General features: G+C 48.3%; 14 protein-coding genes. 11 read left to right on the top strand and 3 right to left on the bottom strand.

Going from position 1 to position 14,549, the window contains the following annotated elements; genetic code table 11:
* Nucleotides 1-114: 114 nt before the first annotated feature.
* From tatA to hemB, 7 genes are all read left to right on the top strand, one after another.
* Nucleotides 115-357, top strand: a complete 243-nt coding sequence (gene tatA, locus FBQ74_RS15360; protein ID WP_139757494.1) for a twin-arginine translocase TatA/TatE family subunit — start codon at nucleotides 115-117, stop codon at nucleotides 355-357.
* A complete protein-coding gene (gene tatB / locus FBQ74_RS15355) occupies nucleotides 357-659 on the top strand; it encodes a Sec-independent protein translocase protein TatB (protein ID WP_139757493.1) in 303 nt (100 codons plus the stop codon). The genes tatA and tatB overlap by 1 nt, the downstream gene beginning before the upstream one ends.
* A complete protein-coding gene (gene tatC, locus FBQ74_RS15350) occupies nucleotides 656-1,411 on the top strand; it encodes a twin-arginine translocase subunit TatC (RefSeq protein WP_139757492.1) in 756 nt (251 codons plus the stop codon). Before tatB ends, tatC begins: the two co-directional genes overlap by 4 nt.
* A gap of 64 nt (nucleotides 1,412-1,475) precedes the next feature.
* The gene (locus FBQ74_RS15345) at nucleotides 1,476-2,003 is read left to right on the top strand and encodes a hypothetical protein (protein WP_139757491.1); all 528 of its coding nucleotides are present in this window, start codon (nucleotides 1,476-1,478) and stop codon (nucleotides 2,001-2,003) included.
* Nucleotides 2,004-2,771 carry a TatD family hydrolase gene (locus tag FBQ74_RS15340; RefSeq protein ID WP_139757490.1) on the top strand — a complete coding sequence of 256 codons (768 nt, stop codon included), beginning with the start codon at nucleotides 2,004-2,006 and terminating at the stop codon, nucleotides 2,769-2,771.
* 12 nt (nucleotides 2,772-2,783) lie between these two features.
* Entirely contained in the window at nucleotides 2,784-4,682 is a 1,899-nt protein-coding gene (locus FBQ74_RS15335; protein ID WP_139757489.1) for a sensor domain-containing diguanylate cyclase, read from the top strand.
* Nucleotides 4,679-5,677, top strand: a complete 999-nt coding sequence (gene hemB, locus FBQ74_RS15330) for a porphobilinogen synthase (protein ID WP_139757488.1) — start codon at nucleotides 4,679-4,681, stop codon at nucleotides 5,675-5,677. Before FBQ74_RS15335 ends, hemB begins: the two co-directional genes overlap by 4 nt.
* 8 nt (nucleotides 5,678-5,685) lie before the next feature.
* Here hemB and FBQ74_RS15325 read toward each other — a convergent pair whose 3' ends face one another.
* Together FBQ74_RS15325 and rhlB are read right to left on the bottom strand one after the other, a co-directional pair.
* Nucleotides 5,686-7,197: a Ppx/GppA phosphatase family protein gene (locus FBQ74_RS15325; protein WP_139757487.1), complete on the bottom strand. Its 1,512-nt coding sequence runs from the start codon at nucleotides 7,195-7,197 to the stop codon at nucleotides 5,686-5,688.
* A 2-nt stretch (nucleotides 7,198-7,199) separates the two neighbouring features.
* The gene (gene rhlB, locus FBQ74_RS15320) at nucleotides 7,200-8,477 is read right to left on the bottom strand and encodes an ATP-dependent RNA helicase RhlB (protein WP_139757486.1); all 1,278 of its coding nucleotides are present in this window, start codon (nucleotides 8,475-8,477) and stop codon (nucleotides 7,200-7,202) included.
* Between the two features lie 101 nt (nucleotides 8,478-8,578).
* Between rhlB and trxA the strand changes: the two genes are divergently transcribed.
* On the top strand, nucleotides 8,579-8,905 hold the full coding sequence (gene trxA / locus FBQ74_RS15315; protein WP_139757485.1) for a thioredoxin TrxA: 327 nt from the start codon (nucleotides 8,579-8,581) through the stop codon (nucleotides 8,903-8,905).
* A 165-nt stretch (nucleotides 8,906-9,070) separates the two neighbouring features.
* Nucleotides 9,071-10,540 carry a sensor histidine kinase gene (locus FBQ74_RS15310; protein WP_139757484.1) on the top strand — a complete coding sequence of 490 codons (1,470 nt, stop codon included), beginning with the start codon at nucleotides 9,071-9,073 and terminating at the stop codon, nucleotides 10,538-10,540.
* On the opposite strand, the gene FBQ74_RS15305 is transcribed toward FBQ74_RS15310, so the two are convergent.
* Nucleotides 10,532-11,629, bottom strand: a complete 1,098-nt coding sequence (locus FBQ74_RS15305; protein ID WP_139757483.1) for a response regulator — start codon at nucleotides 11,627-11,629, stop codon at nucleotides 10,532-10,534. The two genes, FBQ74_RS15310 and FBQ74_RS15305, sit on opposite strands and share 9 nt — an antisense overlap.
* 104 nt (nucleotides 11,630-11,733) lie before the next feature.
* On the opposite strand from FBQ74_RS15305, the gene FBQ74_RS15300 reads away from it, so the two are divergent.
* Together FBQ74_RS15300 and FBQ74_RS15295 are read left to right on the top strand one after the other, a co-directional pair.
* On the top strand, nucleotides 11,734-13,209 hold the full coding sequence (locus FBQ74_RS15300; RefSeq protein WP_139757482.1) for a sigma-54-dependent transcriptional regulator: 1,476 nt from the start codon (nucleotides 11,734-11,736) through the stop codon (nucleotides 13,207-13,209).
* 326 nt (nucleotides 13,210-13,535) lie between these two features.
* Nucleotides 13,536-14,546, top strand: a complete 1,011-nt coding sequence (locus FBQ74_RS15295; RefSeq protein ID WP_168190687.1) for a glycosyltransferase family A protein — start codon at nucleotides 13,536-13,538, stop codon at nucleotides 14,544-14,546.
* Nucleotides 14,547-14,549: the final 3 nt, after the last annotated feature.

Raw genomic sequence — 14,549 nt, 5'->3', positions numbered from 1 at the left:
ATCCTTCATACGTAAGCATCTTTGTCATCTGCCATTACAAAACGCCAAAAATATTGTGGTGAAAGCGAAGGCTGGCAATGGCATACTGTAGTTGCATATTTATAGGAGATGGTTATGGGTATTAGCGTCTGGCAATTGCTGATTATACTTGCGATTGTGGTTTTGTTGTTCGGAACAAAACGATTGAAAAGTATCGGCTCTGACTTGGGCGGTGCCATCAAGGGCTTCAAAAAAGCGGTTGATGATGATCAGAATGAGACAAAGAAAGATGCTGATTTTGAGCAAAACCAGCAAATGGAAAATAAAGAGAAGCCGACTGCCACAACTACACAGAGCGACGTTAAAGAAAAATCCTGATGTTTGATATCGGTTTTTGGGAACTGTTGGTCATAGGTGTCCTGGCGCTATTGGTACTGGGCCCGGAGCGCCTGCCCGGTGCCATTCGCTCGACCATGAATACGGTACGGGGTGTGCGTAATGCTGCCAGTGGATTTAAGCAAGAGGTTGAGCATCAGCTCAGGGTGCATGAACTTCACGAAAATTTGAAAAAAGCAGAGCAGCAGGGGCTAAAAGATATTTCGCCGGATCTGAAAAAAAGCGTAGACGAGCTCAAAGATGCAGCCGAATCTGTGCAGGAACCCTATAAGAAAAAACAATGACCGACGCTAACAATCTGATTTCGCATCTTGTTGAATTGCGAAATCGCATATTACGTGCATTACTCAGTGTACTGGCTGTATTTCTTTGTCTGGTTTATTTTGCTGAAGATCTTTATCACTATCTTGCCAGCCCTCTGATGGCAGTCTTACCTGAAAATGCCTCAATGATCGCCACCGATGTGGCATCGCCGTTTTTCGCCCCCTTTAAGCTGACACTGGTATTGTCATTTTTTATTGCAATACCCTATGTGCTTTATCAGGTTTGGGCATTCATCGCGCCGGGTTTGTACAAAACTGAGAAAAAGCTCGTTATGCCGCTACTGGTCTCAAGCACCTTGCTTTTTTATGCCGGTATGGCCTTTGCGTATTTTGTGGTTTTTCCCCTGGCGTTTGCGTTTTTCACCAGTGTCGCTCCAAGCGGCGTTACGGTGAGTACCGATATTTCTTCTTACCTCGACTTCGTTTTGAAATTATTCTTTGCTTTCGGCGTGTCATTTGAAATTCCCATCGCCATCATTCTGATGTGCTGGACCGGCGTAACAGATGCAAAATCACTGCGTGCAAAACGGCCCTTCGTCATTGTCGGGGTATTTGTTATCGGCATGCTGCTGACCCCACCTGATGTCATTTCTCAAACCCTGTTGGCCTTACCTATGTGGTTACTGTTCGAGGTGGGTGTCATTGTCGGCGGCTTTTACAGTAAAAATAATCATTCAGATGAGCAGGAAGATAACCCTGCAACTGATAATTGAGTGAGTTAATGTTGGAGAAATCACAATGAAATGGTTTGCCTGTTTAAGCGCAGGAATAGTCTTATTGACTGGCGCTAAAAGTGTTGCAGCGAACGAACACACTGAACTGGAAAAATGTGCGCAGATAGCCGATAACCCGGCCAGACTGGAGTGCTTCGATGCCTACGCCAGTGACATATTGCAAAGCAAAGCCGCGAAGAAAACGGTCAGACAACAGTCAGGCTCCTCAGAGGTAAAGCCGGCTAATCGCACTGCAGGCAGAAAAGCCGATACCACTTCAACGGCCCCGCAACCTGAACAGACAGCACGCAAATCAGAAACTGCGGTGAAAGAATTTGGTTTAGAAAATCGCCAGAAACCCGATAAAGAAGAAGTGGAGGAAGTAACCAGTGCAGTCATTGGTCTGGAAAAGAGTCCCCGTGGCAAACTGATTCTGAAACTTGAAAATGGCATGATCTGGCAGCAGAAAAATGATGGTTATTTCAAAGCTGAAATCAGTGATAAGGCGACGGTATCTCGCGGCTTTTTTGGCGTATTTTACCTCGGCGTAGAAGGGACTAACCGTCGTATCAAAGTAGAGCGGATTGACTAAATGCAATGGTTTGACGCCGGCGTAAACTTACTGGATAGCCGGTTTGCCCCCCATGAGGTGATCAACAGGGCGCGGGAGAATAATGTCACCGGGCTTTGTCTGATCACCACTGAGCCGTCAGAATGGGAGGCGGCAGCAGCGCTGTATCAGCAGTACCCCGATACACTGTGTTATACGATAGGCGTTCATCCACATAACGCGCGCCTGGTAACAGATGATGATTTAAAACGGCTGGAGCAGTTGGCCACAGCGCCGGGCGTGGTAGCCGTGGGCGAGTGCGGTTTAGATTTTAATCGTGACTTTTCGCCCCGCGATACTCAGGTCGCGGTATTTAAAGCACAACTTGACATAGCACAGCGGTTACACAAGCCTGTTTATTTGCATGAGCGTGATGCGTTTGAGCATCAGATCGCCTGTTTAGAGCAGGTGAAGGGTATTGAAGGTATTGCGCATTGTTTTACCGGCACCTCTGAACAAATGCAGGCTTATCTTGCTCGTGGACTTTATATTGGGATTACTGGCTGGCTTTGCGATCCGAAGCGGGGGGAATCCTTAAGAGAGGCGCTGCAGGACCTGCCGTTGGACAGGCTGATTTTAGAAACCGACGCGCCGTATCTGTTTCCCAAAAACAAGCGCCCCCGAAAACGTAATAACGAACCTGCGTTCATCAGCGCAGTTGCAGAGGAAGTCGGAGCACTTCTTAATAAACCGATAGAGGATATCGCTGCGGTGAGTGTGACTAACACATTTCGCCTGTTTGGACTGTAATACAGGGCTGACATGATGCAGTTTGATGCGAGCACCCCGCGCAATTATGACGGCTGGCTGTTACTGGTTTTTGTCCTGGTAGCAGGCTTTCTGGCTTTCATCTATCAGACACTTACGCCATACCAAAGCAATGAAGCATCAGTCAGCGCACTCTCCTATCACGTGGAAGCCGAAGAGGGATCCTCTCTCACTGAGGTTATGGCCTCATCCCGGAATACCTGGAATCCGGTAAGCAACCCGGTCAACCTGGGGATGCATGAGGCCGGTCACTGGTTTCGATTTACGTTACCTGCGCGTGCATCTCAGCAAGATTATATTCTTGAAATAAATTACCCGCTTTTAGACAACGTAGATGTATTCGTCTTTGATTCGTCCGGCCAAACACTGTTGCAGCATTTTGTCAGTGGTGACGAGCGTATCTACATTCAGCGAAGTTTGCTGGTACCCACGCTGGCATTCGAGCTTCCTTCTACCTCTGGTGCTTTGCAGGTTTATCTGCGCGTTGAGAGCTCAGGCTCTATAAAAGTGCCGCTGCGCTACTGGGAAAAAGAGCGGTTCGTCAGTTATACCGCATCCCATAACCTGATGATGGGACTATTCCTGGGCGTATTGTTTGCGGTAGGTGTCAGTAACTTCTTTTTATTTATTACCAACCGCAGCACCACATTTTTTGTTTACTCTGGCTATGTGTTTTCACTGGCGCTGACCATCGCTGCTATGCACGGTATCGGCTATGCGATTATCTGGCCCGAGCTGGTTTGGTTTCAGGGCCGCGCGGTGGCTATTTTTGCCAATGCGACCATCATGTTTGCTGTCCTTTTTTCTGACCGGATCCTTAGCGTTTCCCGATACAGCGCGCGGCTGTCCCGTGCACTGAAAGTCGTGGCCGGATTATTTTTTATAAGCTTGCTGGTTAGCTTTATTCTTCCTTACAGCTTCCTGATTAAAACGTTTCTGATCATGGTCAGTTTTACCGTGATTTTTACGCTTTCCGTTGGTATATGGATAGCCATTAAAGGGGTTCGTATTGCCCGTTACTATGCATTTGCCTGGTTTATTTTGCTACTCAGTGCATTTACTGCCAGCCTGGACAATCTCGGTATTATCACCTCACCGGTGCCCTCAAATTTTTTGCTGATGCTGGGAGCCAGTATCGAAACGCTGCTGCTGGCCCTGGTGCTGGCAATTAATTACAGTCATAACCGCGAGCAGGTATTTGCCATCAAAGAACAGGCACTGTCGCAGGAAAAAGCGATGCTCAAAACCCGTGAAGAGCTTTTAAATGTGCAACAGCAGTATCAGGATGATCTTGAATATCAGGTTCAGGAGCGCACGCTTGAGCTGGAAGTTGCGCTCAGGGAGTTGTCCGATGCCAATCAGGAGCTGTCGACCCTGAACACGACAGACCCGCTCACCGGCATTCGCAACCGGCGTCATTTTGATAAGCGTTTACAGGCAGAGAGCCGACGCAGCCGGCGTGAACAGACGCCTTTGTCTATTGCACTGATAGATATCGATCATTTCAAGCAGATTAATGACGACTATGGTCACACCGTCGGCGATGCCTGTCTGAGTCAGGTGGCAGCCCGGCTGAAAGAACAATTAAAGCGCCCCGGTGATGATGTGTGTCGCTATGGCGGAGAAGAATTTGTGGTGCTTCTGCCTAATACTGAGCTGACAGGGGCTCAGCAGGTGGCAGAATTTATGCGACAGGCAATAGCGGATGCGCCCCTTGATATTGATGGTAATAAACTGCATATCACTATCAGCGCGGGTGTTGCATCCAGCGTAATAATCAGTGATGGTCTGCAAGCGGAATTGTTTAATCATGCTGACAAGTTGCTGTATGCAGCCAAAGCCGCCGGCCGTAATAAGGTTATCGCCCAACAATTACCAGGACAGACTTCATGACGTTTTCTACTTTTCCATCCCGGCGCATGCGCCGTTTACGTTCTCACGATGCGCTGCGCGATATGGTGGCTGAAAATCACCTGAGTACCAACGATCTTATTTATCCTATTTTCATTTTGCCGGGAAGTAATCAGCGCGAAGCGGTTCCATCAATGCCGGGGGTTTTCCGTCAGTCAGTGGATTTATGGCTGAAAGAGTTAGATAAGCTGGTGGCGTCAGGTATTCGCACTTACGCACCTTTTCCGGTAACGCCTGCCGAGCTTAAAACAGACTGTGCCAGCGAAGCGTTTAATCCTGAAGGGCTGGTTCAAACAGCTATCCGTCAGATTAAGGCACGGTTTGACAACGTTATTATAATGTCTGATGTGGCACTCGATCCGTTTACCTCTCACGGGCAGGATGGCCTGATTGACAGCAACGGCTATGTGCTGAATGACGATACCGTTGCAGTCCTTCAGCAACAGGCATTGTCTCATGCCGAGGCGGGCGCTGATATGGTAGCACCATCGGACATGATGGACGGACGTATCGGCGCCATCCGCAACACGCTGGAAGATGCCGGGCATGTGAATACCTGTATCATGGCGTACTCAGCTAAGTATGCATCGGCTTATTATGGACCATTCAGAGATGCGGTCGGCTCAGCCGGCAATATTAAAGGTGGCAATAAAAAGTCCTATCAGATGGATCCTGCAAACAGCGATGAAGCTATTCACGAAATCGTAATGGATTTGCAGGAAGGGGCAGATATGGTGATGGTGAAGCCCGGCATGCCTTATCTGGATATCGTGCGCCGCTGTAAACAGGAACTGAAAGTACCTACATTTGCTTATCAGGTTAGTGGTGAATTTGCGATGCACCAGGCGGCATTTGCCAATGGCTGGTTGAGCAAAGAAGCGGTAATTCTTGAGTCATTGCTGGCATTCAAACGGGCAGGGGCCGATGGTATTTTAACTTACTTCGCCCCTGATGCGGCAGAACTGCTCAACCGCTAACCCAAAAATTACTGACAGCGTAACTCCCATCCGGCGCGGTGCTGTAGCCAGGTTTCATTGGCCAGCTCCGCGTTAATCAGCGGATGACTATTCAACCAGCCATCTGGTAACGTCAGCGTCCAGCGATCGCCATCAATGTCCAGGGTAACGTCAGGGATGTGCTTATTGTGTCTGCGCAGACACAGCACAGTAGCAAGGCGCAAAATTCTGACCAGCGCCAGTAACATGGGCTGAACTTCTTCGTGGTAGTTATCAAACACCGCTGTATTAATGGTCAGGCGGTGCGAAAGCACCAGGTCACGAATAGCTTCACGCTGTAACCGCGTGTAGCCGGGCAAATCGATATGAGAAAGAATATAAGCACCGTGTTCATGGTGCTTTTTGTATTCAATATGCAACCCTATTTCGTGTAAGGTGGCGGCGGCTCCTAATACCGCTTCTGTATCAAGATGACAGATAGCAGCCTGCGCGCATAGCTGACGGCAAAGCGTTAGGGCGACACCCCGCACCGAATCTGCATGAGATTTTTCGATGTGGTAACGACTGATGGCATGATTAAGCGTTTGAACGCGCCGGTCATTTTCCTGGAGATTATCCAGCATGCCGTAAATAAGGCCTTCGCGCAGTGCGCCGGCTGATATATTCATGGCTTTGATATTCAGCTTCTCAAACAAACAGATAAGAATAGCCAGGCCGCTGGGAAAAATAGGTTTGCGGTTTTCTTCAAGCCCTTTGATATCAAGATTCTCAATAGAACCACACGCAACACACTGTTTCTCAAGCTCGTACAAATAATCAAGCCGAATCGCATCGCTGATTTGCTGGGCAACCAGAATTTCTGTAATGGCCTGGGGAGTGCCAGAGGCGCCGAGGCAGTTCTGCCAGTCAAAACACAAAAAGGCATCGCTGACGTCATCCAGCAATGCGCCAGCCTGTGCTTTAGCGGTATCAAAGTTTTGTTGTGTAATTTGACCCTTTGGAAAATAGCGCTCCATAAAGGTCACGCAACCCATATCCAGACTTTTCAGATGAATAGGCTGCATGTCATTGCCAATGATAATTTCAGTACTGGCACCACCAATATCTATTACCAGTGAATTACCCTGATTGGCTGAGGTATACGCTACCCCAAGATAAATTTGCCGTGCTTCTTCCTCACCGCTGATAACATCAAGTTTATGGTGAAGAATCTGTTCGGCTCTACGAATGAATGTTTGTGCATTAGTGGCCAGACGCAGGGTTGCGGTGGCCACAATACGAATATTGGAAGGGGGGATGTCCTGCAGGCGCTCAGCAAAGGTTTGCAAACATTGCCAGCCCCGCTCCATGCTTATTTCATCCAACTCCATGTCTTCATTCAAACCAGCGGCAAGGCGTACTTTTTGTTTCACCTTGCCAATGATCTGCACATTGCCATTGACGACATGGACAACGACCATATGAAAACTGTTTGACCCTAAGTCTACTGCGGCATAGTGCTCACTGTGGACCAACGTATCATGTTGGATTTCAGGCTGCATAGTTAGTTATTCTTATTTGACGGTTTTCCCCGACTCCGACCGCGACGATTTGAATTACGTGCGTTGGGTGTCCGTTTACGCTGACGTGCCCGGGGCGGTTTCACATCCTCAAGCAGAGCTGTGCGGTCGTAATCTGTGACCGGAATCGCATGATGAATGTACTGCTCGATAGCAGGCAGATTCAGCGCGTATTTTTCACATGCAAAGCTGATTGCGATACCGCTTTTGCCGGCCCGACCGGTACGACCGATCCTGTGGACATAGTCTTCAGCGTCATCAGGTAAATCATAGTTGAAAACATGGCTTACTGCATCAATGTGCAATCCACGTGCTGCGACATCGGTCGCGACCAGGATATCAAGCTTACCTTTTGTGAAATCATCCAGGATGCTCATGCGCTTTTTCTGCGGAACATCACCGCTGAGCAAGCCTACCCGGTGACCGTCGGCTTCAAGCCAGTCATTCACCTTTTCGCAGGTATGCTTGGTATTGGCAAAAACAATGGCACGTTCAGGCCACTCTTCTTCCATCAGGGTAAGCAGTAACCGCATTTTATCGTCGTCAGACGGATAGAACAGCTCCTCACTTACCCGCTTGGCGGTTTTCGTTTCCGGCTCAACCTGAACATGAGTAGGGTTATTCATATGCTCGTAAGCCAGTTCCTGAACCCGATAACTCAGTGTAGCAGAAAAGAGCATGCTCAGACGTTCTGACGCCGGAGGCATACGCTTAAACAAAAAGCGGATATCTTTGATGAAGCCCAAATCGAACATACGATCGGCTTCATCCAGAACGGCTACCTGGATATGCGCAAGGCTGAACACATTTTGTTTGTAATAGTCCAGAATACGCCCGGTCGTCCCGATAATAATATCGACACCTTCTTCAAGCGTTTCGCGTTGACTTTGATAACCTTCACCCCCATATATCAATCCAAGTGATAACCCAGTGTGTTCACTCAGTGGTTTGGCGTCGTTGTATATCTGAACGGCCAGCTCACGGGTTGGTGCCATAATTATTGCTTTCGGCCCTTTCGAATCCGCGTTATCTTTGGCAGCATTAGCCATCAGATAGTGGAACGTGGCGACCAGAAACGCAATGGTTTTACCGGTTCCGGTCTGGGCTTGCCCGGCAATATCAAGGCCATCCAGTAATGGAGGTAAAGCTAAAGCCTGAATCGGTGTACAATGGGTGAAATTTGCTGATTGAAGCGCCGAAAGTACCTTGTCATTGATAGGCAAATCGGAAAAATTTGTTTCGGTTAAATGAGTTGTTTGCATAGCTTATAGCTTATCAGTGCTTGCATTAAAAAAGACAGTTTCTTATAACACTTATGGTGTGGCTGAACAAATCAGCGACTGACCAATCAATGGAGAACAGAATGAGCGACAAAATTATCCAGTTAACTGACGACAAATTTGAGGCAGACGTTATCAATGCTGACGGTCCTGTGCTGGTCGACTTCTGGGCGGAATGGTGCGGCCCTTGTAAAATGATCGCGCCAATTCTGGAAGAAGTTGCGTCCGAGTTCGAAGGCAAGTTAACAGTTGGTAAGTTGAATGTCGATGAAAATAATGAAACGCCGCCTAAATATGGCATTCGCGGCATCCCGACTTTGTTGCTATTCAAAGGTGGTAACGTTGCAGCGACCAAAGTAGGTGCGTTATCAAAAGCACAACTTACAGAGTTCCTGAACGAAAATCTGTAATGAGCGAAAATAAGTTGTAAAAGGCACCTTCGGGTGCCTTTTTTGTATCTGAATAACCAAACAATTGACTGTTACCCGTCTGTTCAAACGCAAAATTGTTGCTACTATTAAACAACCCACGCCACGCCAGTGGTGGGGCCGCTGTGAACAGGCCGGAGTATCACTTTGCAAAACGATGAACTGAATTCAAAAATTCAGCTACTAGAGCGACGATTAAACCGTGAACGGCTGGCCCGTAAAGCGGCCGAGGCACAGTTGGAAGAATTCTCTCAGCGTATTTATTACTCCAATAAAGCCCTTAAAGAGTCGGTGTCAGTGGCCCAGAAAAAACAGGCGGAACTGGAATACCTGTCGCGCTCCAGCCGTTACATCTCTAACGATGACGGGGTTACCCCGCTGGTAACATCGACCATCGATTTGACGATGAACTTTTGCGACGCCTCTATTGGCGCCTGTTTTTTTTGCAAAGCAGGTAAAATAAGCACCACCCCCGCCCCGATTATTATGTTTAAAGATGGCAGCAATGCTGCGCTGGCTGATTATAAAAGCTGGAGCTTTCCGTCACATCATACCGAGCTGCTGGATTCATGGAGTATTCAAGGTGTGGCGGATGAGCGTGCCGGAGTAGCAGGCTGGCTTTTAAGCTCCAACTTTCAGGCTGAGCCCGGTGAAATTGGCTGGCTGGTATTTTTTCTTGAGTCAGAGTTTATTGATGAAGAAAAACTGTATGTACTGGACACAACCATAGAGCACTTACGGTTGGGTGTCGCGCGGCAAATCGAAACCCGGTACCGCGAGTCCAGCGAAAGTGTACTGGAAAAAATGCGACAGGACTTAGCCGCCACACAAAAGCAACTGGTGATAGCAGACCGAATGTCGACACTGGGCCAGCTGGCTGCAGGGGTGGCACATGAAATCAATAACCCGGTAGGCTTTATCCAGGCAAATCACCAGTTTTTAACTGAAACGGTAACTAAGTTATTAAGCATTGTTGAGCGCATTAACGAGTCCACAGAAGACGCACAGCTTAGCGACTTTCTTAATCAAATGGACATTAGCTTTTTAAAAAGCGACCTGCAGGAAGTGTTGGAAGACAATGCATATGGCCTGAAACGTATTGCAGATATTGTTAAAAACCTGAAATCATTTACCCACTCTACCTCTCAGGAGCGCGGCTATTTCGATCTCAACGCCTGTATTGAACAGGCAGTGAAAATCGCTGCTGCCACCATAAAGGTGCCGGTGCAGTTTGATATCCGGCTAAGTCAGCAGTCAGGCGACGTATTCGGCGACCGCGGCGAAATAGAGCAGGTGCTGCTCAATCTCATTGTTAATGCCAGTCACGCTATTGAAACAGAAGGTAAAATTTCGATTACCTCGGTGCAGGTACAGCAATACATTCAGGTCGAGATAACCGATAATGGATGCGGCATTCCAGAAAAAGATTTAGAAGAGATATTTTCGCCTTTCTTTACATCAAAGCCAGTGGGCGAGGGAACCGGTCTGGGGTTAGCTATTTCACGCTCAATCATGGATGCACACGAGGGTGAAATCAGTGTTACGTCTGAACTGGGTGTAGGTACCCGTGTCACGCTGCTTCTGCCCATAGCACCTCATCAGGCTGCTTCAGGCTAACTTTTCCAGCAGCCCTATTAACCGACTATCGTAGAAAATATCACGGTGGCGATAGATAACCATGATCGCTTCATCATGATTGTGCATCACCCCGTTCAAAAAGCCATTACGCAACCAGCAATAATCACGCGCTACTGCCAGAATACGCGCGCCCAGCGTAATCTGGTCGCCCGCACGTTTTCCCGGATAACCCTGGCCGTTCACATATTCAAATTGCTCGTGCAAAATCTGGGCGGTGGTATTAAGCGCCTGGCTGGGAGAAAAAATCTCAAGCACCGCGTCAGTCTGGCTATAAAAGCGTGAGCGTAATTCAAAGCTCATTGATTTAAGATTTTGGTCATCAAAGCTTGTGGCTGCGCTGACCAGACCAATCTGACATAATTTTCCCGCCAGCAATATAGCGTGTTGCAGATCTGCTGACAGCGTCATCGATTGCGTAAGCTGGTCCAGTACTCGTGCTGTCGCATTACCAATCCGGGCGCTTTCGCGCACCCTCAACCATGGGTGCTGTTCTACTATATTCAGCAAAACAGACTCTGTTTGCTGCTGACGCTCGCGCATCTGCGACAGCAAGCTTTTTAGCTGCCGGGTACGTTTCTCAACGCCGGGGCGCAATACCAGTTTCTCCTGATTTAAAGCTCGGTTGAGCTTCTGTGACTGTCGACGCAGATGAATATTCTTTGCCTTTATCGCAGCAACCTCCAGCCCTTCGCGAACCGTATCAAGTAGCTCAGCGCTCTCCCATGGCTTTTGCATGATATGGTCGACACGGCTGGCGCTAAGGGTCGAGGCAATTGTGCTTACATCTGTATGTCCGGATAAAACCAGATGGTACATGCCAGGTTGCAATTCAGATGCGGTCTTTAACAATTCGCTACCCGGCATTGCAGGCATCAACAGGTCGGTTAACAGCACGCTCACGCGGTAGCGACGTAGCGCCTCGATGGCTTTATCAGGGTTATCTGTCGCCAATAGCGTAATATTCAGGGGCTGTAATGTACGTTTGATTGACCGCAGCACTGCCGGCTCATCATCGATACAGAGGACGATGGGTTTTCTTGCACTGCCGGCTTCAGACATGTTCATCATTAAAATACCCCGGGAATCGCAATGGAAAAGTTGAACGAGGCATAAATTGTGCCTAAATTGGGTAGTACAGTTGTGATGTAATCAAAAACGGCAGGAACGCCATAATGACAAAAATCCATTTATTACTGGTTGACGATGAACAGGCGATCCTCAATTCGCTGATGCGAACCTTAAGAAATCTGCCTTCTGTAAAAGTTAGTACAGCCGGAAACGGACAGGAAGCCATTGATAAGATGGAACAGGAACCGGTGGATATTGTTATCACTGACCTAACCATGCCCGTTATGAATGGTCATGAGTTATGCGCGCAGATTGCAAACCGGTTTCCCGATACGATTCGCATAATGCTAACAGCGCATGCTGATTTAGATAATGTGCTGGAAGGTATTAATAAAGGTCGGGTCTGGAGCTACCTGCAAAAGCCCTGGGACAACCATGCGTTACGAATACTTGTCGAGCAAGCCATACAGGCCAGAGAATTGATTAGCGAACGAACGTTGTTGCGAAAGACGCTGGCACGCTATGAGCGCAGGCGGCGCAAAAATCTGGATGGTTTTATCGGTGACTCTATCGCTATGCAAATGGTGTATAGCATTATTGAGCGAAGTGCGCCCAGCCGGGCATCTGTGTTTATTACCGGGGAAAGTGGTACTGGTAAAGAAGTGGCTGCCCAGGCGCTGCACAACCTAAGTCAGCGTAAGCTTGACCCGTTTATAGCGCTCAATTGTGCTGCTATTCCCTCTGAGCTGATGGAGTCAGAGATTTTCGGCCATGTGAAAGGCGCGTTCTCGGGGGCAGTAAGCAATCGGGACGGGGCGGCAACACTGGCCGATGGCGGAACATTGTTTCTTGATGAATTGGGTGAGATGGACATGACGCTGCAGGCGAAAATTTTGCGGTTCATCCAAACAGGTACTTTCCAGAAAGTGGGTTCAGGCAAAACAGAGAAGGTTGATGTGAGGTTTGTATGTGCAACAAACCGGGAACCCCTTGAAGCAATAAGAGAAAAGAAGCTTCGGGAAGATCTCTACTATCGCCTCAATGTTATCTCTATAGACTTGCCACCGCTACGCGAACGTGACAACGATGCAGTCCAAATTGCCAATCAGTTCCTGCAACAGTTCGCGGCATCAGAAGAAAAAGAGTTTGTAGGCTTTTCTTCTGACGCTGAGGTATTTCTTTCTCAATATAGCTGGCCTGGTAATGTCAGACAGTTGCAGAACCTGATTCACAGTTGTGTGATTATGAACGAAGGCCCCTTGCTAACCAGCAAACAGTTGGGCGAACAGCTTCGCTTACCCAGTGACCAGCTCAATCAACTATCGGTTGCGCGCCGCTCCTCCATTGCGACACAGCCATCGACGGATAGTGCACAGCCTGAAGCTGTGATACCTATGCCAGATACCATGGATGCCAGACTGGCAGGCTATGATTCGGATAAAGTGGAGCCGCTTGCTGTCACTGAGCGAAAAGCCATCGAGCATGCTATTGCATTTTACGGTGATAACGTGGTGCAGGCGGCGGGTGCGTTAGGTGTAAGCCCGTCTACGTTATATCGTAAAATTCAGTCCTGGCAGTAACTTTAACACATTCGATTTTGCGAAATACTTATTGCATATTGCGAACGGCAATAAAATTACCAAGTAATCAGCTTAAAAATCAGCAGGTTATTTTTATTTAAAATCTGGAACGGGAATTGAAACAGACATAGCTCAATCGATAAACCGAGTGAGCTATATAATGATTTGTTTACCTCCATTAATATTTCGACACGAAAAGAAAGGTCGAAACCGCAGGCTGACGGATCATGCTGTCTGACTATCAGGTAAAACAGTCGTCGCCCAGGTTGTTCGCGCCGATATCACTTTTGACCAAAAACCACCCCCTGAAGAAGGATGCGCGCCCGATGAGTAGTTCCGCGCCTAAGGTCAGTGTGATCATGCCGGTTATCAATGGTGCTGAATATTTGAATGTTGCACTGGACTCTGTACTGGCTCAGGACTTCGACGACTTTGAAGTCATTTGTGTAAATGATGGCAGCACGGATGGAACGCTGGCACTACTGGCGAGCTTCGATGACCCGCGAATCAGGATTATTTCACAGGTAAGTCAGGGGGGGGCAGCTGCGCGCAATACCGGAATCTACTTCGCACGGGGTCAATATATTGCGCTTATCGATTGGCATGACCGCTGGCTGAAAAACAAACTATCCAGTCACATTGCGCACCTGGATAGCAGTGCGCGAGTGGGGGCCAGTTATAGTCCCTCTTTGTTTATAGACAAGCAGGGGCAACTCACCGGACTGGGTCAGTTCCCAAGACTTTACGATATCGGCCTGAGGGAGGTTGTCTGCCACAACCTTATAGGAAATGGCTCTGCCGCCGTTATCCGCCGAGCTACACTGAATAAGTTAAACGCATGCAGTCCGGTGCACGAATCGGGGCGGATCTGTTATTTCGATGAAACGCTGCGCGACGCAGTAAAACTCGATTTTTGGCTTAAAATCGCTCTGTATTCGGGCTTAAGGGTTGAGGGGGTGTCTATCCCCACCACACACGTGCGTGACACTGCTGGAAAACTTCCGGTCAGCCTGGCCGAGCAATACGCTAGCTGGCTGGATGTGATGGCGAAATATCGTTCCTCTCATCCAGCCAGAGTGAATCGCTGGTTCTCCCTGGCACATGCTTATCAGCTTCGCCGCCTGGCGCTAAATGCTTCTCAGACAGGAGAAACCCGATTAGCGTTTGCCTATTTTTTTAAAGCAGTATTTACCAACTGGCGAATGGTGGCAGAAACGCCCGGTACAACATTAATCGTCGCCGCATCGGTATGTCTGAGTGTGCTGCCTAGGCGCTATTATCGCTTTTTTGAAGCCAGAGCTACGAAGCGACTGGCAAAAAAACAACTGGCTGTATAAGGA

This window comes from Salinimonas iocasae, assembly GCF_006228385.1.
Taxonomy (GTDB): domain Bacteria; phylum Pseudomonadota; class Gammaproteobacteria; order Enterobacterales; family Alteromonadaceae; genus Alteromonas; species Alteromonas iocasae.
The sequence above is the reverse complement of the archived record's forward strand: the minus strand, read 5'-3'. Positions and strand labels throughout refer to the sequence as shown.